This window comes from Streptomyces sp. NPDC037410 (genome assembly GCF_055602235.1).
Genome location: NZ_JBVJWR010000020.1, coordinates 14,337 through 39,341, shown reverse-complemented (window position 1 = coordinate 39,341; position 25,005 = coordinate 14,337). Strand labels below are relative to the sequence as shown.

The following is a 25,005-nucleotide window of genomic DNA, read 5'->3' as shown; positions in this document are numbered from 1 at the left end:
TGCGGTGCGGTGGGCCGCTGCGCGGGGCTTGTCCCCCACCCCGCCCCTTCCCGTAGCTGGGGCTCCGCCCCGGACCCCGTACGGCCTTCGGCCGCGCCCTCAAGCGCCGGGCGGGCTGAATTCCCGCCCGCTGGGAGGGAACCTCAGCCCCGCCGGCGCTTGAGGCGCGGGGTCGGGGGCGGAGCCCCGTTGAAGGGGGCGGGCGCAGCGCCCCCTTGACGGGGATCTGGGGCGAAGCCCGTTTGACGGGGGCGGGGGCGAAGCCCGTTGCCGGGGGCGGGGGCAGAGCCCCGTCCACCCCGGTCTGGAGCCGAGCCCCGTCCACCGGGGTCCGGGGGGCGGAGCCCCCGGTTTCAGGAAGGGGCGGGGTGGGGAAGGGCTCACTCCCTCCGGTACAGCGGCGGTCGTTTCTCCGCGAACGCCCGCGCCCCCTCCTTCGCGTCCGCCGTGTCGAAGATCGGCCACCCCCTCTTCAGCTCGGCCGCCAGCCCCTCCGTCTCACTCAGCTCGGCCGTCTCGTACACCGAGGCCTTGACCGCCTCGACGGCGAGCGGCCCACACGCGTTGATGCGCTCGGCGATGTCGAGCGCGGCGTCCAGGGCGGTGCCGTCGGGGACGACGCGGCCGACGAGGCCGATCGCGGCGGCTTCCTCCGCGCTGTACGGCCGACCGGTGAGGAGCATTTCGAGGGCGTGGGTCCGGGCGATCTGCCGGGGCAGCCGGACGGTGGAGCCGCCGATCGGGAAGAGACCCCGCCGAACCTCGAAGAGGCCGAACGTGGCGGAGGCGGCGGCGACCCGGATGTCGGTGCCCTGGAGGATCTCGGTGCCGCCGGCGACGCAGTACCCCTCGACGGCCGCGATGACGGGCTTGCGGGGGCGGTGGTGGCGGAGCATCGCCTTCCAGTGCAGGTCGGGGTCGGCCTTCATCCGGTCCCGGTACCGCTCGCCCTCCATTCCCTTTCCGGCCAGGGCCTTGAGGTCCATGCCGGCGCAGAAGGAACCGCCCGCACCGGTGAGGACGACCGAGCGGACGGTGTCGTCGGCGTCGGCCTCCAGCCAGCCGTCGTACAGGCCGACGAGCATCGGCAGCGAGAGGGCGTTCTTGGCCTCGGGCCTATTCAAGGTGAGGACGAGCGTGGCGCCTTCGCGCCGGACGCTGAGGTGTTCGGTGCCGCCCATGGGGGTCTCCCGTCTCCAGTTCTGGAACAGGTTGCAGGAGGTGCGGGTCCAGTTCAATAGTTTTCTGACACTCAGTCAGATTCTTCTGCGCACCCCCTTCCCCCGTTGGGCGGTCGGCGCTCTAATGACCGCCACGTCCATGTGAACCAGCGAACCGGGGTCAGGAGGAACGGTGGAGTACAACCTTGCCGACCTGTTCGAATCGGTCGTCGACGTGGTCCCCGACCGCGAGGCGCTGGTGTACGTCGACCATCCGGGCACCGGCGAGGAGCGGCGGCTCACCTACGCCGACCTTGACGCCGCCGCCAACCGGATCGCGCACCACCTGACCGACGCGGGCATCCGGCCCGGCGAGCACCTCGGCCTCCACCTGTACAACGGCGTCGAGTACCTCCAGACCGTCCTCGCCTGCCTCAAGGCGCGGATCGTGCCGGTCAACGTGAACTACCGGTACGTGGAGGAGGAGCTCGTCTACCTCTACCGGGACGCCGACCTGGCCGCGCTCGTCTTCGACGCCGAGTTCACCGACCGGGTCGCGGCGGCGCTGCCGCAGACGGAGAAGCTGCGGCACCGCGTGAGGGTGGGGACCCCTCCCGCGGACGCTCCGGCGCTCGACTGCGTGCCGTTCGCCGACGCGGAGGCCTCCGGTTCTCCGGAGCGCGGTTTCGGCCCCCGCTCGCCCGACGACCTGTTCATCATCTACACCGGCGGCACGACGGGCATGCCCAAGGGTGTCCTGTGGCGCCAGGAGGACCTGTTCTTCGCGGGGCTCTTCGGCGGCGACCCCGCGGGCGAGCCCGTGAAGCGCCCCGAAGAGCTGGCGGAACGGGTCGCGGCCGGCGGCGCCGGCATCACCTTCTTCCCCGCGCCGCCCCTCATGCACGGCACCTCCACGCTGACCGCGTTCATCGCCCTCAACTACGGGCAGCGGGTCGCCCTGCACCGCAAGTACGTGCCCGAGGAGGTGCTGCGCACCCTGGAGAAGGAGAAGGTGTCCAGCATCTCCCTGGTCGGGGACGCGATGCTGAGGCCGCTCGTGGACGCGCTGCGCGGACCGCTGCGGGGCACGGACCTCTCCGCCCTCTTCAGCCTCTCGTCCTCCGGGGCGATCATGTCCGAGACGGTGCGGGCCCAGCTCCAGGAGCTCATGCCGAACGTCACGCTGCTCAACAACTTCGGCTCCACCGAGTCGGGTTCCAACGGGCGGGCCACCGAGGACTCGGGCCCGGCCAAGGGCTTCCGGCTGCACGTCAACGAGCGCACCCAGGTCGTCGACCCGGCGACCCGCGTCCCCGTCGCGCCGGGCGAGACCGGCCGGCTCGCGCAGCGCGGGCACGTCCCGCTCGGCTACTACAACGACCCGGCGAAGACCGCCGAGACCTTCTTCGAGCGGGACGGGGTGCGGTGGGTCCTGCTCGGCGACATGGCGACGGTGGACGAGAGCGGGGTGGTCACCGTCCTGGGCCGTGGCTCGCAGTGCATCAACACCGGTGGCGAGAAGGTGTACCCCGAGGAGGTCGAGCAGGCGCTCAAGTCGCACCCCGACGTGTACGACGCGCTGGTCGCCGGTGTTCCGGACGCACGCTGGGGCAATCACGTCGCCGCGGTCGTCCAGCTCCGCCCGGACGCCCGTCCGTTGGACCTGGAGGCCCTCCAGACCCACTGCCGACAGCAGCTGGCCGGCTACAAGGTCCCCCGCCAGCTGGTCCTCACCGACCGCATCCAGCGCTCCCCCAGCGGCAAGGCGGACTACCGCTGGGCCCGCACGGTGGCGGTGGAGGCGGACGCGGGAGAAGGCGCCTAGAGCCCGAACTCCCGGATGGTCGCGAGGAATTCGGCCGGCCGGGCATGGTGGACGAGATGGCCGGTCTCGATCGTGACCAAGCGGGCGTCCGGGATGCGGTCGGCGAGCAGGGCCAGTTGCTCCTGAGGGGCGTGACTGGTCGGGCCGCCGGCCAGGACGAGGGTGGGGGCCGTGATCGCGGCGAGCCCCTCGCGCCAGGCCGGGTCGGGGGCGTTCAGCTGGGCGTCGGTGTCCGTGACGATGCCCCAGTCGAAGGCGAGGGGGCCCTCGGGCCGTTCGGCCACCGGCCGCGGCGGGTCGAGGGGGACGAAGGCGGGTGCCTCCTCCAGGACGAGGCGGCCGATCAGGGCGGGTTCGCGCTGGGCGAGGAGGTAGGCGGCGGCGGCGCCCATCGAGTGGGCGACGACGGTGGCGCCGGCGAGGCCGAGGGCCTTGAGGAAGCCGCCGAGTTCGTCGCGGAAGTCCTCGAAGCCGTAGCGGCCGGGCCGGTCGCTCAGGCCGTGGCCGCGCAGGTCGGGCGCGTACACCCGGTGGTCGGCGGCCAGGTCCTCGGCGATCTCCGTCCAGGTCGTGCTGTCGTCGCCGCGGCCGTGGACGAGGACGACGGGCCGGGCGTCCTCGGGTCCCGCCACCCGGTAGGCGAGGCGCACGCCGTCCACGGTGACGGTACGGACGGCCGGGTCGAGGAAGGCGGCCACGGTGCGCGAGAAGGCGTCCGCGTCGTCGACCCAGGGGACGTGTCCGGCGCCCGGCTGGACGACGAGCTCCGCGTGCCGGAAGAGCGCTGCGCCCTCGGCCGCCTTGGCGGGCGTCGGGCCCGCGTCGTACTCGCCCGCCACGACCAGGACGGGCGCGGTGAGCGCGCCGAGCGCGCGGCGGGTCGCCTCGGGGTCGTAGGCGCCCTCGCCGTGGTAGGCGGGTGCGGCCTCCCAGTTCGTCTCCCGGCCGGTGGCCGCCGCGTGCTCCTGGGCGGCCGCGTCCCAGCGGCCGTACGCGAAGGGGGCGGTGATCTCGTACTCGCGCCGGAGCGGGGTGTCGGGTCCGATGCCGTCGAGGGCGGCCCTGGCCTCCGCGTACCAGTCCCGGTCGGCGAAGACCTCGACGGCCTTGTCCCACTCCTCGTCGGTGGTCCCGACGCCGAGGGCGCGTCCGAGGGAGGTGACGAGGACGAGGGAGCGGATCCGCTCGGGATGGGCGGCGGCGTACAGGACGGCGAGGTTGCCGGCGGCCGAGTGGCCGAGGAGGTCGATCCGGTCCAGGCCGAGGTGGGCGCGGAGGGCTTCGACGTCGCCGACCTGCCGGTCGCAGCGGTACGTGCCGGGGTCGGCGGGCGCGGCGCTCGCGCCGGTGCCGCGGGCGTCGAGCAGGACGAGGCTGCGGTGGGCGGCGAGTCCGCCGAGGTCCCCGAGGTAGCGGGCGTCGCGCATCGGCCCGCCCGCCAGGCAGACCAGCGGCTCCCCCTCCCCGTGGACGCGGTAGGCGAGCTCGGTCCCGTCATAGGTCGTGAACGTCGGCATGCCGTCGATCCTCACCGGCCGCGGTGGATCTTCGCAATCGGTTTCGCCGTGAGCGCCATGCCGGGAGCGGCGGGACGGCGGCGCGATACGGTGGAGGGCCGTCCCCGAACTGCGAAGGAACCGTTCCACCGTGCCCGACACCCGGGAATCCGCCCTGCGCGGCGACTGCGCGAACTGCTTCGGTCTGTGCTGTGTGGCGCTGCCCTTCGCCAAGTCGGCCGACTTCGCCGTGAACAAGTCGTCGGGCGAGCCCTGCCGGAACCTCCAGGAGGACTTCCGCTGCGGGATCCACACACGGCTGCGGCCGAGCGGTTTCCAGGGCTGCACGGTGTACGACTGCTTCGGCGCCGGCCAGCAGGTCTCCCAGGTGACCTTCGGCGGCGTGTCCTGGCGCGAGGCTCCGGAGACGGCCCGGCAGATGTACGAGGTGTTCCCGGTGGTGCGCCAGCTGCACGAGCTGCTGCGCTACCTCACGGAGGCCCTGGCGCTGCGGACGGCCCGCCCGCTCCACGCCGAGCTGCGGGCCGCGCTGGCCCGCGTCGAGGAGCTCACCGGGGGCACGCCGGACGGCCTGGAGAAGCTGGACGTGGGCGCCGTGCGCGCCGAGGTCAATCCGCTGCTCCTGCGGACGAGCGAGCTGGTCCGCGCCACGGCCGGCGGGCGGCCGAAGAGCCGGCGCGGGGCGGACCTGATCGGCAAGCGGCTGCGCGGGGCGAAGCTGCGGGGCACGGACCTGCGCGGGGCGCTGCTCATCGCCGCCGACCTGACGGGCGCGGACCTGTCGCTCGCGGACCTGATCGGCGCCGACCTGCGGGACGCCGATCTGTCGGACGCGGACCTGACGGGCGCGCTGTTCCTGACGCAGCCCCAGCTGAACTCGGCGCGCGGAAACGCCGCGACCCGCCTCCCGGAGGGCTTCGACCGCCCCGCGCACTGGACGGCCTGACCGGCCCTGATCCGCCTGACGGGCCCTAGTGGGGCACGGTCACGACGATCTTGCCGACCTGGTGGCCGGCCTCCATGGCGTGGTGCGCCGCGACGATCTCGTCGAGGGTGAAGGTGCGGTCCACAGCGGGTTCGAAGAAGCCGGTGCGCAGTCCGGACTCGACGAAGGCGCGGGCCCGGCGCAGTCGCTCCGGGTCCCTGGTCGTCTCCGGCATGGTGTAGGTCCGGAGGGAGACGGCGGGCATCCCGAGGTCGAAGCCGGGGTACGGGGTCGGCAGCCCGCTCACGGCTCCGTAGAGCAGCACGGTGCCGCCGGGGGCGACGGACCTGACGAGGCCGGTGAGGCCTGGTCCCGCGACGCCGTCGAAGGCGAGATCGGCGCCGCGCCCGTCCGTGAGGTCCCGCACCCGCTCGGCGACGTCCTCCTCCTCGGTGACGATCACCTCGGCCGCCCCCGCCTTGAGCAGGGCGTCCTTCTTGGCCCGGGTGCGGGTGGTGGCGAGGGGTGTGGCGCCGATCCGGTGCGCGGTCCTGATCGCGGCCAGGCCGACGCTGCTGGAGGCCCCGGTCAGGACGACGGTGTCGCCCGCGCGCATCCCGCCGACCTCGACGAGTCCGCCGTACGCGGTGACGTACGGCATCCACACGGCGGCGCCCTCGACGGGGCCGAGTCCCTCGGGGCGGGGCACGAGGGAGGAGGCCGGGACGACCGCGCGCTCGGCGTAGACGCCGTGGTCGTTCATGGAGAACGAGGGCACGACGCTCACCGCCTGCCCGACGGCGAGCCCGCCGACCCCCTCCCCGAGGGCCTCGACGACACCCGCCGCCTCCAGGCCGAGGCGGGCGGGGAAGCGTCGTGCCGGTTCGATGTAGTGCCCGCCGCGGAAGAGCGCCTCGGCGCGGTTGAGGCCGATGGCCTCCACGCGGAGGAGGACTTCGCCGGGGCCGGGCTCGCCCACTTCCACGTCCTCCAGCCGGAGCACCTCCGGACCGCCGTACTCGTGGAACCGCACTGTCCTGGCCTTGCTCATCGGGCTTCCCCTCCCCGCTCGGCGCCGGCGGCGCGCGGACCGCTCCGCCGCCCTGCCCCAGCCAAGCGCAAGGTTCGACCGCTGTCAAACTTCGACGCTCATGAAACTTCGACGCCTGTCGTACGATGCTCCCGGAGGCGACACGAGGATGAGAGCAGTGACAGGCACCGGCCGACGGGACCGCGTCCCGCCCCACCCCGACCTGCGCGAGATCGGCCTGCAGCAGGTCCTGGAGGCGCTGGTCGACCCGGTCAGGCGACGGATCGTCGCCGAGCTGTACGCGGCGGGCGAGGACCTGGCCTGCGGGACCATCGAGCTGCCGGTCAGCAAGTCCACGGCCACCCACCACTTCCACGTCCTGCGTGAGGCCGGCCTCATCCGCCAGCACTACGCGGGGACGTCCCGCCTGAACACGCTGCGCCGCGAGGAGTTCGAGGAGCGCTTCCCGGGCCTCCTGCAGGCCGTGGTGACCGCCCACGGCCAGGGGTAGGCGGCCTCAGACCTCGTACACGTACGGCGTCGTGGTCGTCAGCGCCAGGAAGCCGAGGCGCTGGAGGATCGGGCGGCTGGTGTCCGCCGCGTCGACCTGGACGTAGCGGTGGCCCCGTTCGGCGGCGATGCGGGCACGGTGGGAGACCAGGGCGCGGTAGAGGCCGCGGCCGCACCAGCCCTCGACGGTGCCGCCGCCCCAGAGGCCCGCGAAGTCCGTGCCGGGGTACAGCTCCATGCGGGCGGCGCTGACGGGTTCTCCCTCGGCGAGGGCGACGACGGCGGCGACCGTGCCGGGGTCGGCCGCGAGCTGGTCGAGGAGCGCGCGGCCGAGGCGGGAGCCGTCCCTGCCGAAGGCCTTCTCGTGCACCTCGACCAGCTGGCGGACCCCGGTCTCGTCGGTGACCGCGTGGAGTTCGACGCCCTCCGGGAGCGGAACCTCGCGGGGCAGGGAGGCGGCCTCGGCGACCATCACGGTCTCGGGGTCCTCGGAGGTGAGGCCCGCCGCGAGGAGCCGGTCGCCGAGGTCGGCGGGGGTGTCGTGCGCGTACAGCTTCCACTCGAAGGACAGGCCGGCGGCGCGGTAGTGCGCGATCTGCGCGGCGATCGCGGCGTCCGCGCCGGGCCCGTCGTGCGCGTCGAGCCCGGACCAGAGGACGCCGTTCCACACGTGTGCGGGACCGGTGTGGCGGACGACGGCGCCGACGCGCTCGACGCGGCAGCCGGGCCCGTCGGAGCGGGCCTCGCGGCGCAGTTGGAGGTCGTAGAGGTCGCGCAGGTGCTGGGGTTCCATGCGGGACACTCCAGCACCCGCGTCCGGCGCCGGGCAACGGGATTTGCCCCGCGCCCCGCCCGGCCGGCGGGTCAGGCGCGCGGACGCACCTCGACGTTCTCCAGGACGCCGACCGCGTCCGGGACGAGGATGGCGGCGGAGTAGTAGGCGGAGACGAGGTAGGAGATGATCGCCTTCTCGTCGATGCCCATGAAGCGGCAGTTGAGGCTGGGCTCGATCTCGTCGGGCAGGCCGGTCTGGTGGAGGCCGATGACGCCCTCGTTGTTCTCGCCGGTGCGGACGGCGATGATCGAGGAGCTCTGCCGGTCGGTGACCGGGATCTTCCCGCAGGGCAGGATGGGGACCCCGCGCCAGGCCGGGACCGGGCGTCCCTCGACGTCGACCGTGCCGAGCACGAGACCGCGCTTGTTGCACTCCTTGCCGAAGGCGGCGATCGCCTTGGGGTGGGCGAAGAGGTAGTCGGTGTCGCGGCGCATGCTGAGCAGGTCGTCTAGGTCGTCCGGGGTCGGCGGGCCCGAGTGGGTCTGGATGCGCTGGTCGAAGTCGGCGTTGTGGAGCAGACCGAACTCGGGGTTGTTGACGAGCTCGTGCTCCTGGCGCTCGCGGAGCTCCTCGATCGTCAGGCGGAGCTGCTGCTGCGTCTGGTTCATCGGCTGGTTGTAGAGGTCGGCGACGCGGGTGTGGACCTTCAGAACGGTCTGGGCGACGCTGAGTTCGTACTCGCGCGGCCGGAGCTCGTAGTCCGCGTACGCGTGGGGCAGCACGGCCTCGCCGATGTGGCCGGCGCTGAGCTCGATGGCCGCCTCGCCGAACAGGTTGGTGGCGCGCTGGTGGCCGTTGGCACCGCCGCCCTGGACGTGGTCGCGGAGGCTCGTGTACTGCTCGGCCACGGCCAGGTAGGCGGTGCGCGGCAGCGCGAGGAGGGTGACGGCGGTGACGGCCTTGGCGGTGAAGTCCCAGGTCGCGTCCCCGGCGAGCACCTGGCCGCCGAAGGTGTCGCCGTCGCCGAGCATGCCGAGGGCGGTCTCGTCGCCGTACTGTCCGGTGCCGAGCTTCTCGATCTTGCCGTGGGCGATGAGGTAGACGTGGTCGGCGCTCCCGCCGGCCTCCACGACGACCTGGCCCGGCTCGTACTCCTGCTGGACGAAGCGGTCGGCGAGCGCGCCGAGCGCGGTGGGGTCGTCGAAGCCGCGCAGCAGCGGGAGTTCGGCCAGCTCGGCGGGGATGACCTCGACCCGGGAGCCGCTCTTGACGAAGGTGACGCGGCCGTCGCCGACCACGTACGAGAGCCGCCGGTTGACCCGGTAGACGCCGCCGGGGGTGTGGACCCAGGGGAGGGTGCGGAGCAGCCAGCGGGAGCTGATGCCCTGCATCTGGGGTTCGGACTTGGTGGTGGTGGCGAGGTTGCGGGCGGCTGCGGTGCTGAGGCTGAGCTGGACCTGGCGGAGCTCGATGGCGGGCGGGGTGGCCGCGGGCTCGGTGTCGACCGACATGAATGACTCGCTTTCTGGGGCGTTCGCGGACTCGTACGTCACTCTCCGCGTCCAGGTGTAACGCACGGTGGTGTCCCTCATCCGGGTGCGGCGCGAACGGGTGGGAGCGCCGCGTGGCGGCGGCCGCCCCGCGAGCGCCGTGCGCGCTCCGCCGTCCGGGCGGTCGCACGGTCGGGAAAGGTTCGTCCACCCCCTTGCCAAACCCCCGGTACCTCCGGTTTTACTGGCCCGGAGCGGATCAACCGAATGATCGGTAGTCCGTTTTACGACAGGAGGAGTGGCGCATGACGGAACTGCTGGACAGCGGCGAACGGCTCGGGCGCGAGGAACTGGCGGCCCTCCAGCTGGAGCGGCTGCGCGCGACCCTGCGCCACGCGTACGAGAACGTGGACTTCTACCGGCGGTCCTTCGACGCGGCCGGGCTGACCCCGGACGACTGCCGTACGCTCGCGGACCTGGCCCGCTTCCCGTTCACCGCCAAGTCGGACCTGCGCGACCACTACCCCTTCGGCATGTTCGCCGTCGACCAGTCCCGCATCCGGCGCATCCACGCCTCCAGCGGCACCACCGGCCGGCCGACCGTCGTCGGCTACACCGACGGCGACCTCGACATGTGGGCCGACGTGGTGGCCCGCTCGCTGCGCGCGGCCGGGGCGCGCCCCGGGCACAAGGTCCACGTGGCGTACGGCTACGGCCTGTTCACCGGCGGTCTCGGCGCCCACTACGGCGCGGAGCGCCTCGGCTGCACGGTGATCCCGGCGTCCGGCGGCATGACCGCCCGCCAGGTGCAGCTCATCCAGGACTTCCGGCCCGACATCATCATGGTGACCCCCTCGTACATGCTGACGCTGCTCGACGAGTTCGAACGGCAGGGCGTGGACCCGCGGTCGACCTCGCTGAAGGTGGGCGTCTTCGGCGCGGAGCCGTGGACGCAGGAGATGCGCAAGGAGATCGAGGAGCGGTTCGCGATCGACGCGGTCGACATCTACGGCCTGTCGGAGGTCATCGGCCCCGGCGTGGCGCAGGAGTGCGTGGAGACCAAGGACGGCCTGCACATCTGGGAGGACCACTTCTACCCGGAGATCGTGGACCCGTTCACCGGTGAGGTGCTGCCCGACGGGGAGGAGGGCGAGCTGGTCTTCACCTCGCTCACCAAGGAGGCGATGCCGGTGATCCGCTACCGCACCCGCGACCTCACCCGTCTGCTGCCGGGGACCGCGCGGGTCTTCCGCCGGATGGAGAAGGTCACCGGACGCAGCGACGACATGATCATCCTGCGCGGGGTGAACCTCTTCCCCACCCAGATCGAGGAGATCGTGCTCCGCACCCCGGGCGTGGCGCCCCACTTCCAGCTGCGGCTGACCCGCGAGGGCCGGCTCGACGCCCTGACCGTGCGGGCCGAGGCCCGCCCGGACGCGACGCCGGAGGAGCACGCGGAGGCGGCGCGGGCGATCGCGGCGGCGGTGAAGGACGGGGTCGGGGTCTCGGTGGCCGTGGAGGTCGTCGCCCCGGAGACGCTGGAGCGCTCGGTGGGCAAGATCAAGCGGATCGTGGACCTCCGGGGCGCGTAGCCTGGAGGGAGGAGGTGGTTGCGATGCTGTCGGACTCCCCCATAGTCGCGATCATTCCGGTCAAGGACATGACCCGGGCCAAGCGGTACTACTCGGAGACCCTCGGACTTCCCCTCACGAAGGAGACGCCCGAGGACACCAGGTATGAGTTCGGAGGCACGGCCATCGGCCTCTACGAGACGCCCTACGGCGGCGAGGCCGGCCATACGCTGGCGAGCTGGAAGGTCGACGACCTCGACGGCGAGATGAAGCAGCTGCGCGACAAGGGCGTCACCTTCGAGGAGTACGACCTCCCCGAGATCAAGACGGTCGACGGCGTGGCCGAGACGGACACCCTGCGGGGCGCCTGGTTCAAGGACAGTGAGGGCAACATCCTCTGCGTGATGGAGGAGAAGGGTCAGAGCTGACCGCCGAAGCGGTCCCTCAGGTCCCTCTTCAGAATCTTGCCGCTGGCGTTGCGGGGAAGCGCGTCCACGAGGAAGACGCGCTTCGGCGCCTTGAAGTGGGCGAGCTTCTCCCGGGCGTGGCCGAGGAGTTCGGCCTCGGTGACGTCCCCGCGCGGGACGACGACGGCCGTGACCGCCTCGATCCACCGCTCGTCGGGGAGGCCGATCACGGCCACCTCCGCGACCCCGGGGTGGGTGTAGAGCGCGTCCTCGACCTGGCGTGAGGCGACGAGCACGCCACCGGAGTTGATGACGTCCTTCACCCGGTCGACGATCGTGAGGTAGCCCTCGGCGTCGCGGACCGCGAGGTCCCCGGAGTGGAACCAGCCGCCCCGGAAGGCCTCCTTGGTCTCGTCGGGCTTGCGCCAGTAGCCCTCGCACAGCTGCGGGGAGCGGTAGACGATCTCCCCCGGCGTGCCGTCGGGGACGTCCTCGCCGTCCTCGCCGACGACGCGGGCCTCGACGTGGCGCACGGGGCGGCCGCAGGAGTCCATCCTGCCCTCGTGCTCGTCGGGGCCGAGGACGGTGGCGAGCGGTCCGATCTCCGACTGGCCGAAGCAGTTGTAGAAGGCGAGCCCGGGCAGCCGGGCGCGCAGCCGCTCCAGGACGGGGACGGGCATGATCGAGGCCCCGTAGTAGGCCTTGCGGAGGGCCGAGAGGTCGCGGGCGGCGAAGTCAGGGTGGTTGACGAGGCCGATCCAGACGGTCGGCGGGGCGAAGAAGCTGTCGCAGCGGCCGGCTTCGATCAGGTCGAACAGGGCGGCCGCGTCGGGTGCGTCGACGATGGTGTTCTCGGCGCCGACGGCGAGGTAGGGCAGCAGGAAGACGTGCGTCTGCGCCGAGTGGTAGAGCGGCAGCGCGTGCACCGGCCGGTCGTCCTCGCTCAGGTCGAGGGCCTCGATCGCGCTCGCGTACTCGTGGGCGAGGGCGAGGTGGGTCATCATCGCGCCCTTGGGGAGTGCGGTGGTGCCCGAGGTGTAGAGCAGCTGGGCGAGGTCGCGGGCGTCGCGGTCGGTGAGGTACTCCTCCGGTTCCGCGAGGGCGTCGAGCAGTGAACCGGGCGCGTCCCGCAGCGTCTTGACCGCGAAGCCCCCGGGGATCCGGTCGGCGAGGGCGGGGTCGGCGAGCACGAGCGAGCTGTCCGACTGCTCCAGGACGTACGCGAGGTCCTCGCCGGTCAGATGGTGGTTGACCGGCACGTGGACCAGCCCGGACCGGGCACAGGCGAGGAACGCGATGAGGTACGCGTCCGAGTTGTGGCCGTACGTGGCGACCCGGGCGTACTCCGGCAGGGCGAGGCCGTGGTGCGGCTCCCGCAGCACGGCTGCGGCGGTGGTGACGGCCGCGTCCAGCTCCGCGTACGTCCAGGTCCGGTCGGCGTACCGGAGGGCGATCCGGTCGGGCACGCGCCGGGCGCTCGCGCGCAGGACACCGTCGACGGTACGGCTGAGGAGTCGATCCATGCGGTGATCCTCGGCGGGTGACGTACGGAAGGTCAAGTACCGTGCGGCGCGCCCCGCATGACCGGACCTCGGATACCGAACGGGATGTTGACACGGGGGCGGGCAGCTGCGTGCATGGTCCGATCCGCAGTGCCCGTCCGCCCGTTGGGAGGCATCTTGCACCTCCGCACCCGTCTGAAACACACAGCGCTCGCCGGCGCCGCCCTCGCCGTCGTCACGGCCCTGCTGCCCGGCGCGGCGGCCGCCGACTCCGGGGACCGGGGCGACCGCCCGTCCGACCGTGGCCTGTCGGCCGTCATCCGCTCCACCGAATACGGCATTCCCCACATCGTGGCCAGGGACTACGCGAACCTCGGTTTCGGCACGGGCTGGGCCCAGGCCGCCGACCAGGTCTGCGTCCTCGCCGACGGCTTCCTGACCGTGAACGGCGAACGTTCCCGGTACTTCGGCCCGGACGCGGCCCCCGACGGCTCGCTCTCCTCCGCCGGCACGAACCTCTCCAGCGACCTGTACTTCCGTGGCGTGAAGGACGCGGGCACGGTCGAGGAGCTGCTCGCCACCCCGGCACCGGCGGGGCCGAGCCGCGACCTGAAGGAGCTGATGCGCGGCTGGGCGGCCGGCTACAACGCCTGGCTGCGGAAGAACCGGATCACCGACCCGGCCTGCGCGGACGCCGACTGGGTCCGCCCGGTCACCGCGCTCGACGTGGCCCGGCGCGGCTTCGCCGTCTCGGTGCTCGGCGGGCAGGGCAGGGCCGTCGACGGCATCACCGCCGCCCGGCCGCCGGCCTCGGCCCCGGGCGTCGCGCGCGCGGGCCTCTCACCCGAAGAGCCCGACCCGACCCGTACGGCCGAGGCGGCGCGCGAGCTGTTCGCTCCCGAGAACGCCACGATGGGCTCCAACGCCGTCGCCTTCTCCGGCGCCGCGACGGCGAACGGGCGCGGGCTGCTCCTGGGGAACCCGCACTACCCGTGGCAGGGCGGCCGCCGGTTCTGGCAGTCGCAGCAGACCATCCCGGGCGAGCTGAACGTCTCCGGCGCCTCGCTCCTCGGCACGGCCGTCGTCAACATCGGCTTCAACGACAAGGTCGCCTGGAGCCACACCGTCGCCACCGGCGTCCCCCTCAGCCTGCACCAGCTGACGCTCGCGCCCGGCGACCCGACCGCCTATCTGGTGGACGGGAAGCCGGAGCGGATGACCCCGCGCGCGGTGACGGTGGCGGTGAAGGACGGCGCGCCCGTCACCCGTACCCAGTGGTGGACCCGGTACGGGCCGGTCGTCGGCGGCCTCGGGGCGCAGCTGCCCCTGCCGTGGACCGCGACCACGGCGTACGCGCTGAACGACCCCAACGCCGCCAACCTGCGCGGCTCCGACACCGCGCTCGGCTTCGGCAAGGCCCGGTCCACGCAGGACATCGTCGACACCCTGAAGCGCACGCAGGGCCTGCCCTGGGTCAACACGATCGCAGCTGACTCCGCCGGACACTCCCTCTTCACCCAGTCGCAGGTGCTCCCCCGGATCACCGACGAGCTCGCCGCGCGCTGCTCCACCCCGCTCGGACGGGCCACCTACCCGGCCTCGGGCGTCGCCGTGCTCGACGGCTCGCGGTCGGACTGCGCGCTCGGCTCCGACCCGGACGCGGTGCAGCCGGGCGTGTTCGGCCCGGCGCGGATGCCGGTCCTGCGGGACGCCCCGTACCTGGAGAACTCCAACGACAGCGCCTGGCTGGCCAACGCCGAGCGGCCGCTGACCGGTTACGAGCGGGTCTTCGGCACGGTCGCGACACCGCGCTCGCTGCGCACCCGGGGCGGGATCGAGGACGTGGCGGCGATGGCGGACCGGGGCCGGCTCACGGTGGCCGATCTCCAGCGCCAGCAGTTCGCCAACCGCGCCCCGGCCGGTGACATGGGGGCCGCCGACGCGGCGAAGGCCTGCGCGTCGGCGCTGCCGGAGGACCCGGAGGTCTGCCGGGTGATCGGGGCCTGGGACCGGACGGTGAACACCGACAGCCGGGGCGCGCTGCTCTTCGACCGGTTCTGGCGGAAGTTCACCGGCACGGTGAAGCCGGCCGACCAGTGGAAGGTGCCGTTCTCGGCGGCGGACCCGGTCCGCACCCCGAACACCCTGAACACCGGCCTCCCGGAGTTCGGCAAGGCCCTCGCGGACGCGGCGGCGGAGCTGCGGGCGGCGGGCATCGCGCTGGACGCGCCGCTCGGCGCCCACCAGTTCGTCGTACGGAACGGGGAGCGGATCCCGGTGAGCGGCGGGACCGAGTCACTGGGCGTCTGGAACAAGGCCGAGCCCGTGTGGAACGCGGCGGGCGGCGGCTATGTGGAGGTCGCGCACGGAACCAGCCACGTGCAGGCGGTGGGCTGGGACGGCGGCCGGTGCCCGGTGGCCCGCACCCTGCTCTCGTACTCCCAGTCGTCGAACCCGGCGTCCCCGCACTACAGCGACCAGACCCGGCTGTTCGCGGGCGAGCGCTGGGTGACCTCCCGGTTCTGCGAGAAGGACGTCCTGCGCTCGCCCGCGCTGAAGGTGGAGGTCGTCAGGGGCTGAACGACAGGAACACGAAGGCCGCGAAGATCGAGAGGTGGACGCTGCCCTGGAGGAGGGTGGCCCGTCCCGGCACCACCGTCAGGGCGCTCACCACGGCCGTGAGCACGAACAGCACCAGGTGGAGGGGCCCCAGGCCGAGGATCAGGGGCCCGTCCAGCCAGATCGAGGCCAGCGCGATCGAGGGGATCGTCAGGCCGATGCTGGCGATGGCCGAGCCGTACGCCAGGTTCATGCTGGTCTGCATGCGGTCCCGGCTCGCCGCGCGCACGGCGGCGAGCGTCTCGGGAAGCAGCACCATCAGGGCGATGACGACACCGACGACCGCCTTGGGCAGGCCCGCGTCCGCGACGGCGTCCTCGATGGTGGGCGAGACGAGCTTGGCGTTGCCGACGACGGCGACGAGGGCGACCACGAGCAGGCCGAGGCTGAACCAGGCGTCGCGGGCGGTGGGCGGCGCCGCGTGCTCGTCCGCCGACTCCGGGATCCCCCGGTCAGGCCGTGGCACGGGCAGGAAGTAGTCGCGGTGCCGGACCGTCTGGACGGTGACGAACACCCCGTAGAGGAGGAGCGAGGAGACGGCGGCGAAGGCGAGCTGGGCGGCGGAGAACTCGGGGCCCGGGTGGCTCGTCGTGAAGGTCGGCAGGACCAGCGTCATGGTCGCGAGGGTGCAGACGATCGCGAGCTCGCCGCCGGAGCCCTCCGCGTTGAAGACGGCGATCCGGTTGCGCAGCGCGCCGACGAGCAGGGAGAGGCCGACGATGCCGTTGCAGGTGATCATGACGGCGGCGAAGACCGTGTCCCGGGCGTAGCTCGTCGCCTTGTCGCCGCCTCCGATCATCAGCATGACGATCAGTCCGACCTCGATGACGGTGACGGCCACGGCGAGGACGAGCGAGCCGAAGGGTTCGCCGATGCGGTGGGCGATGACCTCGGCGTGATGGACGGCCGAGAGCACCCCGGCGAACAGACAGACGACGACGATCCCCACCGCGAAGCCCGGGAGCTCGCGCCCCCAGGCGAGGGCGAGCACAAGCGCCGCCACCACCGGCCCCCAGGTGGTCCACTGCCGTGCCCTTGCCGTAACCGTCGAACTCATGATCCGCATATTGCCACAAGAGGGCGTTTTCACCTCTTTCGGCCGGAGCCCTGCCGGCCGGCCGCACCGAGCACTCCGGGCCGGAAACCCGGCGCGCGAGATGAACGCCCGAACATCACATGCGCGTTGGCGCCGCGCAGTAAGATCACCTCATCCGAACGGACGTTCGGGCACCATTCACGGAGGGGACCCCCTTGAGCATCAGGCGCAAGCTCATCACCGCCGCGGGCACCATCGCCGCGACCGCCTCCCTGGCCTTCCTGGGCGCAGGACCCGCCTCCGCCGGCGGCAACGGCCAGCAGCTGAACTTCCACGACTCCCTCGGCACCGTCTACTCCATCAGCGCCTACGGCATCAACCAGAACGGGGACTACATCACCCACTGCTTCTACACGCCCGACGTGGACAATGCCCTCTCCGGCTGGTGGTGGAAGGGCAACGTGCACGTCAACTTCTGGACCAGCGGCAACTGCACCGGCAACTACGCCCGCCCCGGCCAGTACGTGTGGGTCGAGCCGAGCCAGGCCGACGACTGGGTCTACTTCAGCTCCTGACGAGCCCGTGAGCCCCGCGCCCGATCCTCCGGACGCGGGGCTCCCACGGTCACAGCGGGCGCTCGCGGCCCTCCCAGTACGGGTCGCGGAGGCGGCGTTTGTACAGCTTGCCGTTCGGGTCGCGCGGCATGGCCGTGACGAAGTCGACCGACTTCGGGCGTTTGAACCCGGCGAGGCGGTCTGCGCAGTGGGCCAGGATCTCGGCGGCGAGCGCGTCGCCCGGCTCGTGCCCCTCGGCCGCCTCGACGACCGCCTTGACCTCCTCACCCCAGTCGGCGTGCGGGATCCCGAAGGCGGCGGCGTCCGCGACGGCGGGGTGGGCGAGCAGGGCCGCCTCGATCTCGGCGGGGTAGATGTTGACCCCGCCGGAGATGATCATGTCGATCTTCCGGTCGCGGAGGAAGAGGTAGCCGTCCTCGTCGAGGACGCCGAGGTCGCCGACGGTGAAGAAGTCCCCGATGCGGTTCTTCGCGGTCTTCGCCTCGTCCTTGTGGTACTGGAAGCCGCCGGTGTTCATCTTGAGGTAGACGGTGCCGAGTTCGCCCGGCGGCAGCCGCTTCCCGTCGTCGTCGAAGACGGCGAGTTCGCTGATGGGCCACGCCCGGCCGACGGTCCCCGGCCGCTTGAGCCACTCCTCGGCGGTCGCGAAGGCGCCGCCGCCCTCGCTGGCCGCGTAGTACTCCTCGACGCAGCGGCCCCACCAGTCGATCATCGCCCGCTTGACGTGCTCGGGGCAGGGCGCTGCGCCGTGGAGGGCGTGCCGCATGGACGAGACGTCGTACCGCTCCCGTACCTCCACGGGGAGGGCGAGGAGGCGGTGGAACTGGGTGGGGACCATGTGGGTGTGGGTGCAGGAGTACCGGTCGATGAGCCGGAGCATCTCCTCGGGCGCCCACCGGTCCATGAGGACGAGCGGGTGGCCGATGTGCAGGGCGGCGGCGGCGAACTGGAGCACGGCCGTGTGGTAGAGCGGCGAGCAGACGAGATGGACGTTGCCTTCGGCGGGCCGGATGCCGAAGATGCCGAGGAAGCCGCCGAGATGGGTCTCCTCGGGGAGCTTCCCGGGCAGCGGGCGGCGGATGCCCCGGGGCCGGCCGGTGGTGCCGGAGGTGTAGTTCATGACCCAGCCGAGGGTGCGGTCCCCGGGCGCGGATCCGTCCTGTCCGTCGAGCAGTTCGGCGTACGGGCGGAAGCCGGGGATCGTGCCGACGGCGTACCGGTGGGTGGGCGCGAGGCCGGCCTCGTCGGCGGCGAGGGTCACGGCCTCGGTGAACCGCTCGTGCGCCACCAGGACCTTGGCGCCGGAGTCGGCGACGATCCAGGCGATCTCGGGGCCGACGAAGTGGTGGTTGACGGGCACGAGGTAGAACCCGGCCTGGGTGGCGGCGAGATGGGCGGTGAAGAACTCGGGGCCGTTGGGCAGGACGACGGCGAACGCGTCGCCGCGTTCGAGGCCGGCGGCGCGCAGCCCGTGGACGAGGCGGTTCGCCTCGGCGTGCAGCCGGCCGGCGCTCCACTCCTCGCCGTCGGCTGCGACGAGGACCGTACGGCCGGGGTCGGCGGCGGCCTGGGCCCAGAATCCGGTGGGACCTTGAGTCACGGGGTGCTCCGTCCGGCGATGCGGTTGATGCGGTCGACGGCCTTCTCGAAGCCGCGGGTGAGCTCGTCGACGACCTGCTGGACGCTGCGCTCGGAGTTCATCCGGCCGACGATCTGCCCGACCGGGGTGCCGAGGAGCGGTTCGACCTCGTACTTCTGGATACGGGAGACGGCCTCGGCGACCAGGAGTCCCTGGAGGGGCATGGGGAGCGGGCCGGGTCCCGCCGGGTCGTCCCAGGCGTCGGTCCACTCGGTACGGAGCTGCCGGGCGGGCTTGCCGGTCAGGGCGCGGGAGCGGACCGTGTCGCCGGAGCCGGCGGCGAGCAGCTTGGCGGTGAGGGCGCGGGAGTGCAGTTCGGCCTCGGTGGTGGTGAGCCAGATCGAACCGAGCCAGACGCCCTGGGCGCCGAGGGCGAGTCCGGCGGCGATCTGCTCCCCGCTGCCGATGCCGCCGGCGGCGAGGACGGGCAGCGGGGAGACGGCGTCGACGACCTCGGGGGTGAGGACCATGGAGGCGATCTCGCCGGTGTGGCCGCCCGCCTCGTACCCCTGGGCGACGACGACGTCGATCCCGGCGTCGGCGTGGTGGCGGGCGTGGCGGGCGCTGCCGGCCAGGGCGGCGACCAGGACGCCGTGGTCGTGGGCGCGGGCGACGACGTCGGGCGGCGGTGAGCCGAGGGCGTTGGCGAGGAGCTTGATGGGGTAGTCGAAGGCCACGTCGAGCTGGCTGCGCGCGACCTGCTCCATCCAGCCGGTGATCCGCCAGCCGGAGGCCTCGCCCTCGGCGAGTTCGGGGACGCCGTGCTTGGCGAGCGTGGCGCGGACGTACGCCCGGTGCTCCTCGGGGATCATGGCCTCGATCTCGGCCTCGGTCACCCCCTCGACCGCCTTCTTCGCGGGCATCACGACGTCGAGGCCGTAGGGCAGGCCGTCGGTGTGCTCCTGCATCCAGTCGAGGTCGCGGGCGAGGTCCTCGGGCGCGGTGTAGCGGACCGCGCCGAGGACGCCGAACCCGCCGGCTCTGGTGAGTGCGGCGGCCACCGCGGGGAAGGGCGTGAAGCCGAAGATGGCGTGCTCGATTCCCAGGGTGCGACTCAGCTCCGTCTCCATGGGCGGCAGGATGCCGCAGCGGCGCGGCGGAGGGAAGAGGTTTTCTGATGCATCGTCAGATTCTTTGGGTCCGGTGCGTCCGGTGCGTCTGTGTTTCGCCGGCGCTCCTCGTGGGAGAGGGTGGGCATGACGGAGGATGCGGTACGAGACGGAGGGCCGAGCCGCCGTGTGTTCGGCGGCGGGGTGCTGGCCTTCGGAGGTGCGCTGATGGTCGGTGCGGTACCGGGGGCGACGGCCTCGGCTTCAGCTGCGGCTTCGGCTTCCGCTTCGGCTGCGGCTGCGGCTGCGGCCGGACCTCGGCCGGGGCCGGGATCGGCCGCGCGGCGTACCACGCTGCGGCGGGGCTCGGCGGAGCGGGCCGGGCTGCTCGCGCCGCATCTGGACGGGCTCGTCGCGGAGGCCGAGCGCTTCCTCGGGCCGTCCCCCGCTCATCCCTGGTACGCGGGCGCCGTCCTGCTCGCCGGGCGGGGCGGGACCGTCGCCCTGCACCGGGCGATCGGCTCGGCCGTGCGGTACGCGGCGTACGACGAGAAGACCGACACGGGGATCGAGCTGCCGGAGGAACGGCGGATCCCGATGACCGAGGACACCGTCTTCGACCTGGCGTCGGTCTCCAAGCTGTTCACGTCGATCCTGGCGGTGCAGCAGATCGAGCGCGGGGCGCTGGAGTTGGAGGCGCGGGTCACCGCGTACCTGCCGCAGTTCGGCGGCGGCGGGAAGCAGGACGTCACCGTACGGCAGCTGCTCACGCACACCTCCGGGTTCCGGTCCTGGATCCCGCTCTACCGGGAGCCGACGCGGGAGGGGAAGCTGCGGCTGCTGTGGGCGGAGACCCCCGCGCACCCGCCGGGCTCCGCGTACCTCTACTCCGACCTCAACCTGATCTCCCTCCAGCTGATCCTGGAGGAGATCACCGGTCGCGGTCTGGACACCCTGCTCCACCACGAGATCACCGCTCCGCTCGGGATGCACCGCACTCGTTTCAATCCACCGCTCTCCTGGCGGCCGGAGATCGCCGCCACCGAGGACGCCCGGCCGCCCTGGTCCGGCCTCGACCGGGGCATGGTCCACGGCGAGGTCCACGACGAGAACGCCTACGCCCTCGGCGGCGTCGCCGGCCACGCCGGGATCTTCTCCCGCGCCTGGGACCTCGCGATCCTCGCCCGCACCCTGCTCAACGGCGGCGCGTACGGCCGGGCCCGCATCCTCTCCCCCGCCTCGGTGGAGCTGATGTTCACCGACTTCAACACCGCCTTCCCCGGCGACGAGCACGGGCTCGGCTTCGAGCTCTACCAGCACTGGTACATGGGCGCGATGGCCACCCCGCGCACGGCCGGGCACACCGGCTTCACCGGTACGAGCCTCGTCCTCGACCCCACGACCGACACGTTCCTGATCGTGCTCGGCAACTCCGTGCACCCGGTGCGCGGCTGGCGCTCCGGCTCCGCGCCGCGCGTCGCCACCGCGGACCGGCTGGCCAGGGCCGTGCCGGTGCGACCCGCCCGCGGCCGAACGTCCTGGTTCTCCGGCATGGACAGCGGCGCCGTCGGCACGCTCACCCTGCCCCCGGTGCCGGGCGCCGCCCGCTTCGCGTGCGCGCTGTGGTGGGACACCGAACCGGGCGCGGACACCGCCCTCCTGGAGGCCTCCCGGGACGGCGGGGCGACCTGGGAGCCGGTGCCGTTCGTCACCGTACGCCCCGGAGAGGAGCCACGGCCGCACCCGAACGGGGCGGTGAGCGGCTGGTCCGGCCGGGTCTGGCACCGGCTCACGGCCGAGGTCCCGGAGCCCGGAACCCTCCCCGTACGGCTGCGCTGGCGGTACGCGACGGACAAGCGGTACGTCGGACGCGGGGTGTACGTGGACGGGCTGCGGGTCCTCGACGCGGCCGGGTTCCCGCTCTTCGACGAGGCCCGGCCGGCGGACCGGGCGCGGGTGGAGGCGGTGGGGTGGACGGCGTCGGCGGACTGAGCCGCCCTCTATGCCCCCGGGCCAGTCAGTGCTCGGCGTCCGCCCGTTCCGGTGCCGCCGCCGTGCGGAGTTCCGTCAGGAGCGGGCTGATCAGGGGGTGCTCCTCTGCTCCGCGCCGTACCGCCGCGAAGACCCGGCGGGTGGGGGCGACCCCGTCCACGGGGCGGACCTCGACGCCGGAGAGGTCCATTCCGCGCAGCGCCGAGCGCGGCACGAGCGCCACTCCGGCGGCGGCCGAGGCGAGGGCGGCGACGGCCCGGAAGTCGTCGGAGACATGCGCGAAGTGCGGGGCGAACCCGGCGTACTCGCAGGCCAGGACGGTCACGTCGTGGCAGGGGTTGCCGGTGGACTGCCCGATCCAGGTGTCCCTGGCGAGGTCGGCGAGCGCGACCCGTCCGCCGGCCGCCAGGGGGTGGCCGGGCGGCAGGACCGCGTCGAACGGCTCGGCGTAGAGCGGGACGCGGGTGAGGCGGGCGTCGTCCTCGCCCGGTGCGCCCCGGTACTCGACGGCGACGGCCACGTCCACCTGCCGGTCCAGGACCATGAGCAGGCTCTCGTCGCCCTCCGCGTCCCGGACCCGGACCCGGATGCCGGGCGCGGTGCGGGCGAGGGCCGCGATGGCGGGGGCCACCACGAGCCCGATGCCGGTGGCGAACGCGGCGACCGTGACCGTACCGGCGTCGCCGGAGCCGTAGGCGGCGAGCTCGGCCTCGGCGCGCTCCAACTGGGCGAGCACGGCGTTGGCGTGGCTGAGCAGGATCTCGCCGGCCGGGGTGAGGCGCGCGCCCCGGGCGCTGCGGTCCACCAGGCGGTGGCCCGTCTCCTGCTCCAGGGCGGCGAGCTGCTGGGAGACGGCGGAAGGGGTGAGATAGAGCGCGGCGGCCGCCGCCGTGACCGTGCGGTGGTCGGCCACCGCACGGAGGATGTGCAACCGCCGCGCTTCGATCATGCCCCTAGTGTCTCAGCCTGCGGACGCTCCCCCCACAAGCCCGGCCTGCTCCGGAGGGAGGCCCTGGGGACTGTCCGGCGGATCAGAGTCGGATAGACCCTAGCCGCGCAGGGCTGCGCGGGCGTCGACGAAGGCGTCGACGGCCCGGTTCACGTCCTCCGTCGAGTGGGCGGCGGAGAGCTGGACGCGGATGCGGGCCTGGCCCTGCGGCACGACCGGGTACGAGAAGCCGATCACGTACACGCCGCGCTCCAGGAGCAGCTCGGCCATCCGGCCGGCCTCGGCGGCGTCGCCGATCATGACGGGGGCGATGGCGTGGTCGCCGGGGAGGATGTCGAAGCCCTCCTCGGTCATGCGGGAGCGGAACAGCGCCGTGTTGGCGTTGAGGTGCTCGCGCAGGTCGCCGGCGGACTCCAGGAGGTCGAGGACCTTGAGGGAGGCGGCGGCGATGACCGGGGCGAGGGTGTTCGAGAAGAGGTACGGGCGGGAGCGCTGGCGCAGCAGGGCGACGATCTCGGCGCGGGCGGCGACGTAGCCGCCGGAGGCGCCGCCGAGGGCCTTGCCGAGGGTGCCGGTGATGATGTCGACGCGGTCCATGACGCCGTGCAGCTCGGGGGTGCCGCGGCCGCCGGGGCCGACGAAGCCGACGGCGTGCGAGTCGTCGACCATCACCATGGCGTCGTAGCGCTCGGCCAGGTCGCAGATCTCGTCGAGCGGGGCGACGTAGCCGTCCATGGAGAAGACGCCGTCGGTGACGATCAGCTTGCGCCGGGCGCCGCCGTCCGTGGCCTCCTTGAGCTGCTGCTCCAGGTCGGCCATGTCGCGGTTGGCGTAGCGGAAGCGGCGGGCCTTGGAGAGGCGGATGCCGTCGATGATCGAGGCGTGGTTGAGGGCGTCGGAGATGACCGCGTCCTCGGCGCCGAGGATCGTCTCGAAGACGCCGCCGTTGGCGTCGAAGCAGGAGGAGTAGAGGATCGTGTCCTCCTGGCCGAGGAAGGCCGAGATGCGGGCCTCCAGCTCCTTGTGCACCTCCTGCGTGCCGCAGATGAAGCGGACCGAGGCCATGCCGTAGCCCCAGCGGTCCAGCGCCTCGTGGGCGGCGGCGATGATCTCGGGGTTGTCGGCGAGGCCCAGGTAGTTGTTGGCGCAGAAGTTGAGCACTTCGCCGGGGCGGCCTCCCGAGGTGACCTCGACGGTCGCGGACTGGGGGGTGCCGATGACCCGCTCGGGCTTGTGCAGTCCGGCCTGCTCGATCTCTTCGAGGGTGGCGCGGACGGAGTCGCGTACGGAATCGAACATGGGTCAGGCTCCCGTGGTCCAGTCGAGGATGATCTTGCCGCTCTTGCCGGAGGCCGCGTCGTCGAAGGCGGCCTCGAAGTCGGTGTGGTCGTAGCGGCCGGTGATGACCGGGCTGAGGTCCAGGCCGCCTTCCAGGAGCACCGACATCGCGTACCAGGTCTCGAACATCTCGCGGCCGTAGATGCCCTTGACCGTGATCATGGAGGTGACGATCTTCGCCCAGTCGACGGCGAAGTCCTCGGCGGGCAGGCCGAGCATGGCGATCTTGCCGCCGTGGGTCATGTTGGCGATCATGTCGCGCATCGCGTGCGGGTTGCCGGACATCTCCAGGCCGACGTCGAAGCCCTCCTTGAGCCCGAGGGTGCGCTGGCCGTCGGCGATGGTCTGCTCGGCGACGTTGAGCGCGAGCGAGACGCCCGCCTTGCGCGCCAGGGCCAGGCGCTCCTCGCTGACGTCGGTGATGACGACGTGGCGGGCGCCGGCGTGCTTGGCGACGGCGGCGGCCATGATGCCGATCGGGCCGGCGCCGGTGACGAGGACGTCCTCGCCGACGAGCGGGAAGGAGAGGGCCGTGTGCACGGCGTTGCCGAAGGGGTCGAAGATCGCGGCGACGTCGAGGTCGACGGGGACCCGGTGGACCCACACGTTGGAGGCGGGCAGCGCCACGTACTCGGCGAAGGCGCCGTCGCGCCCGACGCCGAGGCCGACGGTGGCGCGGCAGAGGTGGCGGCGGCCGGCCAGGCAGTTGCGGCACTTGCCGCAGACGAGGTGGCCCTCGCCGCTGACCAGGTCGCCGACGTTGATGTCGACGACGTCACGGCCGACCGAGGCGACCTCGCCGACGAACTCGTGGCCGATCGTCATCGGGGTGGCGATCGTCTTCTGCGCCCAGCCGTCCCAGGAGCGGATGTGCAGGTCGGTCCCGCAGATACCGGTCCGCTTGACCTTGATGAGGACGTCGCCGGGACCCGTCTCCGGCTCGGGCACGTCCGTGAGCCAGAGTCCCGGCTCCGCGTTCAGCTTGACCAGCGCCTTCAATGCAACGGCTCCCGACGTGCGTGTCCTGTGATGTGAGGGTGCGGGCACGACTGTGCGCCCAAGATCCCTGGAAGAGAATCTTCCGTACGCGAGGCCC

20 protein-coding genes are annotated in these 25,005 nt (G+C 72.7%); 8 read left to right on the top strand and 12 right to left on the bottom strand.

Annotation, left to right across the window (positions count from 1 at the left end; translation table 11 throughout):
• Positions 1–380: 380 nt before the first annotated feature.
• Positions 381–1,181, bottom strand: coding sequence for a crotonase/enoyl-CoA hydratase family protein (locus tag ACZ7HT_RS28655; RefSeq protein ID WP_471171216.1), 801 nt, complete (start codon positions 1,179–1,181; stop codon positions 381–383).
• A 172-nt stretch (positions 1,182–1,353) separates the two neighbouring features.
• Between ACZ7HT_RS28655 and ACZ7HT_RS28650 the strand changes: the two genes are divergently transcribed.
• The gene (locus tag ACZ7HT_RS28650; protein ID WP_471171214.1) at positions 1,354–2,985 is read left to right on the top strand and encodes an acyl-CoA synthetase; all 1,632 of its coding nucleotides are present in this window, start codon (positions 1,354–1,356) and stop codon (positions 2,983–2,985) included.
• Here the strand turns inward: ACZ7HT_RS28650 and ACZ7HT_RS28645 are convergent.
• On the bottom strand, positions 2,982–4,502 hold the full coding sequence (locus ACZ7HT_RS28645) for an alpha/beta fold hydrolase (RefSeq protein ID WP_471171213.1): 1,521 nt from the start codon (positions 4,500–4,502) through the stop codon (positions 2,982–2,984). The genes ACZ7HT_RS28650 and ACZ7HT_RS28645 overlap by 4 nt on opposite strands.
• Before the next feature lie 130 nt (positions 4,503–4,632).
• Here ACZ7HT_RS28645 and ACZ7HT_RS28640 point away from each other — a divergent pair, with 130 nt between their 5' ends.
• Positions 4,633–5,448 (top strand): pentapeptide repeat-containing protein, encoded by an 816-nt coding sequence (locus ACZ7HT_RS28640; RefSeq protein ID WP_471171211.1) that lies wholly within the window; start codon positions 4,633–4,635, stop codon positions 5,446–5,448.
• Between the two features lie 25 nt (positions 5,449–5,473).
• Here the strand turns inward: ACZ7HT_RS28640 and ACZ7HT_RS28635 are convergent, their stop codons facing one another.
• Entirely contained in the window at positions 5,474–6,478 is a 1,005-nt protein-coding gene (locus ACZ7HT_RS28635) for a zinc-dependent alcohol dehydrogenase family protein (protein ID WP_471171209.1), read from the bottom strand.
• Positions 6,479–6,626: 148 nt separating this feature from the next.
• Between ACZ7HT_RS28635 and ACZ7HT_RS28630 the strand changes: the two genes are divergently transcribed.
• Positions 6,627–6,968 (top strand): ArsR/SmtB family transcription factor, encoded by a 342-nt coding sequence (locus tag ACZ7HT_RS28630; RefSeq protein ID WP_471171207.1) that lies wholly within the window; start codon positions 6,627–6,629, stop codon positions 6,966–6,968.
• Positions 6,969–6,974: 6 nt separating this feature from the next.
• On the opposite strand, the gene ACZ7HT_RS28625 is transcribed toward ACZ7HT_RS28630, so the two are convergent.
• Together ACZ7HT_RS28625 and ACZ7HT_RS28620 are read right to left on the bottom strand one after the other, a co-directional pair.
• The gene (locus ACZ7HT_RS28625; protein WP_471171206.1) at positions 6,975–7,760 is read right to left on the bottom strand and encodes a GNAT family N-acetyltransferase; all 786 of its coding nucleotides are present in this window, start codon (positions 7,758–7,760) and stop codon (positions 6,975–6,977) included.
• A gap of 71 nt (positions 7,761–7,831) precedes the next feature.
• Positions 7,832–9,253 carry a family 2B encapsulin nanocompartment shell protein gene (locus ACZ7HT_RS28620; RefSeq protein WP_471171205.1) on the bottom strand — a complete coding sequence of 474 codons (1,422 nt, stop codon included), beginning with the start codon at positions 9,251–9,253 and terminating at the stop codon, positions 7,832–7,834.
• A 284-nt stretch (positions 9,254–9,537) separates the two neighbouring features.
• On the opposite strand from ACZ7HT_RS28620, the gene paaK reads away from it, so the two are divergent.
• Together paaK and ACZ7HT_RS28610 are read left to right on the top strand one after the other, a co-directional pair.
• Positions 9,538–10,824 carry a phenylacetate--CoA ligase PaaK gene (paaK, locus tag ACZ7HT_RS28615; RefSeq protein ID WP_471171204.1) on the top strand — a complete coding sequence of 429 codons (1,287 nt, stop codon included), beginning with the start codon at positions 9,538–9,540 and terminating at the stop codon, positions 10,822–10,824.
• 23 nt (positions 10,825–10,847) lie between these two features.
• Positions 10,848–11,231, top strand: a complete 384-nt coding sequence (locus tag ACZ7HT_RS28610) for a VOC family protein (protein ID WP_471171203.1) — start codon at positions 10,848–10,850, stop codon at positions 11,229–11,231.
• Here ACZ7HT_RS28610 and ACZ7HT_RS28605 read toward each other — a convergent pair.
• Positions 11,222–12,733 carry a fatty acyl-CoA synthetase gene (locus ACZ7HT_RS28605; RefSeq protein ID WP_471171202.1) on the bottom strand — a complete coding sequence of 504 codons (1,512 nt, stop codon included), beginning with the start codon at positions 12,731–12,733 and terminating at the stop codon, positions 11,222–11,224. The genes ACZ7HT_RS28610 and ACZ7HT_RS28605 overlap by 10 nt on opposite strands.
• Before the next feature lie 156 nt (positions 12,734–12,889).
• On the opposite strand from ACZ7HT_RS28605, the gene ACZ7HT_RS28600 reads away from it, so the two are divergent.
• Positions 12,890–15,292 carry a penicillin acylase family protein gene (locus ACZ7HT_RS28600; protein WP_471171201.1) on the top strand — a complete coding sequence of 801 codons (2,403 nt, stop codon included), beginning with the start codon at positions 12,890–12,892 and terminating at the stop codon, positions 15,290–15,292.
• On the opposite strand, the gene ACZ7HT_RS28595 is transcribed toward ACZ7HT_RS28600, so the two are convergent.
• The gene (locus tag ACZ7HT_RS28595; protein ID WP_471171200.1) at positions 15,282–16,388 is read right to left on the bottom strand and encodes a calcium:cation antiporter; all 1,107 of its coding nucleotides are present in this window, start codon (positions 16,386–16,388) and stop codon (positions 15,282–15,284) included. The genes ACZ7HT_RS28600 and ACZ7HT_RS28595 overlap by 11 nt on opposite strands.
• Positions 16,389–16,582: 194 nt before the next feature.
• Between ACZ7HT_RS28595 and ACZ7HT_RS28590 the strand changes: the two genes are divergently transcribed.
• Complete coding sequence (locus ACZ7HT_RS28590) at positions 16,583–16,942, top strand: hypothetical protein (RefSeq protein WP_471171199.1); 360 nt, start codon at positions 16,583–16,585, stop codon at positions 16,940–16,942.
• 49 nt (positions 16,943–16,991) lie between these two features.
• Here ACZ7HT_RS28590 and ACZ7HT_RS28585 read toward each other — a convergent pair whose 3' ends face one another.
• Together ACZ7HT_RS28585 and ACZ7HT_RS28580 are read right to left on the bottom strand one after the other, a co-directional pair.
• Positions 16,992–18,542 (bottom strand): acyl-CoA synthetase, encoded by a 1,551-nt coding sequence (locus tag ACZ7HT_RS28585; RefSeq protein WP_471171197.1) that lies wholly within the window; start codon positions 18,540–18,542, stop codon positions 16,992–16,994.
• Positions 18,539–19,651: an NAD(P)H-dependent flavin oxidoreductase gene (locus tag ACZ7HT_RS28580; protein ID WP_471171196.1), complete on the bottom strand. Its 1,113-nt coding sequence runs from the start codon at positions 19,649–19,651 to the stop codon at positions 18,539–18,541. Before ACZ7HT_RS28580 ends, ACZ7HT_RS28585 begins: the two co-directional genes overlap by 4 nt.
• A gap of 126 nt (positions 19,652–19,777) precedes the next feature.
• Here ACZ7HT_RS28580 and ACZ7HT_RS28575 point away from each other — a divergent pair, with 126 nt between their 5' ends.
• On the top strand, positions 19,778–21,622 hold the full coding sequence (locus tag ACZ7HT_RS28575; protein ID WP_471171195.1) for a serine hydrolase domain-containing protein: 1,845 nt from the start codon (positions 19,778–19,780) through the stop codon (positions 21,620–21,622).
• A 25-nt stretch (positions 21,623–21,647) separates the two neighbouring features.
• Here the strand turns inward: ACZ7HT_RS28575 and ACZ7HT_RS28570 are convergent, their stop codons facing one another.
• From ACZ7HT_RS28570 to tdh, 3 genes are all read right to left on the bottom strand, one after another.
• Entirely contained in the window at positions 21,648–22,571 is a 924-nt protein-coding gene (locus ACZ7HT_RS28570) for a LysR family transcriptional regulator (protein ID WP_471171194.1), read from the bottom strand.
• Positions 22,572–22,670: 99 nt separating this feature from the next.
• Positions 22,671–23,870 (bottom strand): glycine C-acetyltransferase, encoded by a 1,200-nt coding sequence (locus tag ACZ7HT_RS28565; protein ID WP_471171193.1) that lies wholly within the window; start codon positions 23,868–23,870, stop codon positions 22,671–22,673.
• A gap of 3 nt (positions 23,871–23,873) precedes the next feature.
• Positions 23,874–24,908 carry an L-threonine 3-dehydrogenase gene (gene tdh / locus ACZ7HT_RS28560; RefSeq protein WP_471171191.1) on the bottom strand — a complete coding sequence of 345 codons (1,035 nt, stop codon included), beginning with the start codon at positions 24,906–24,908 and terminating at the stop codon, positions 23,874–23,876.
• Positions 24,909–25,005 lie beyond the last annotated feature (97 nt).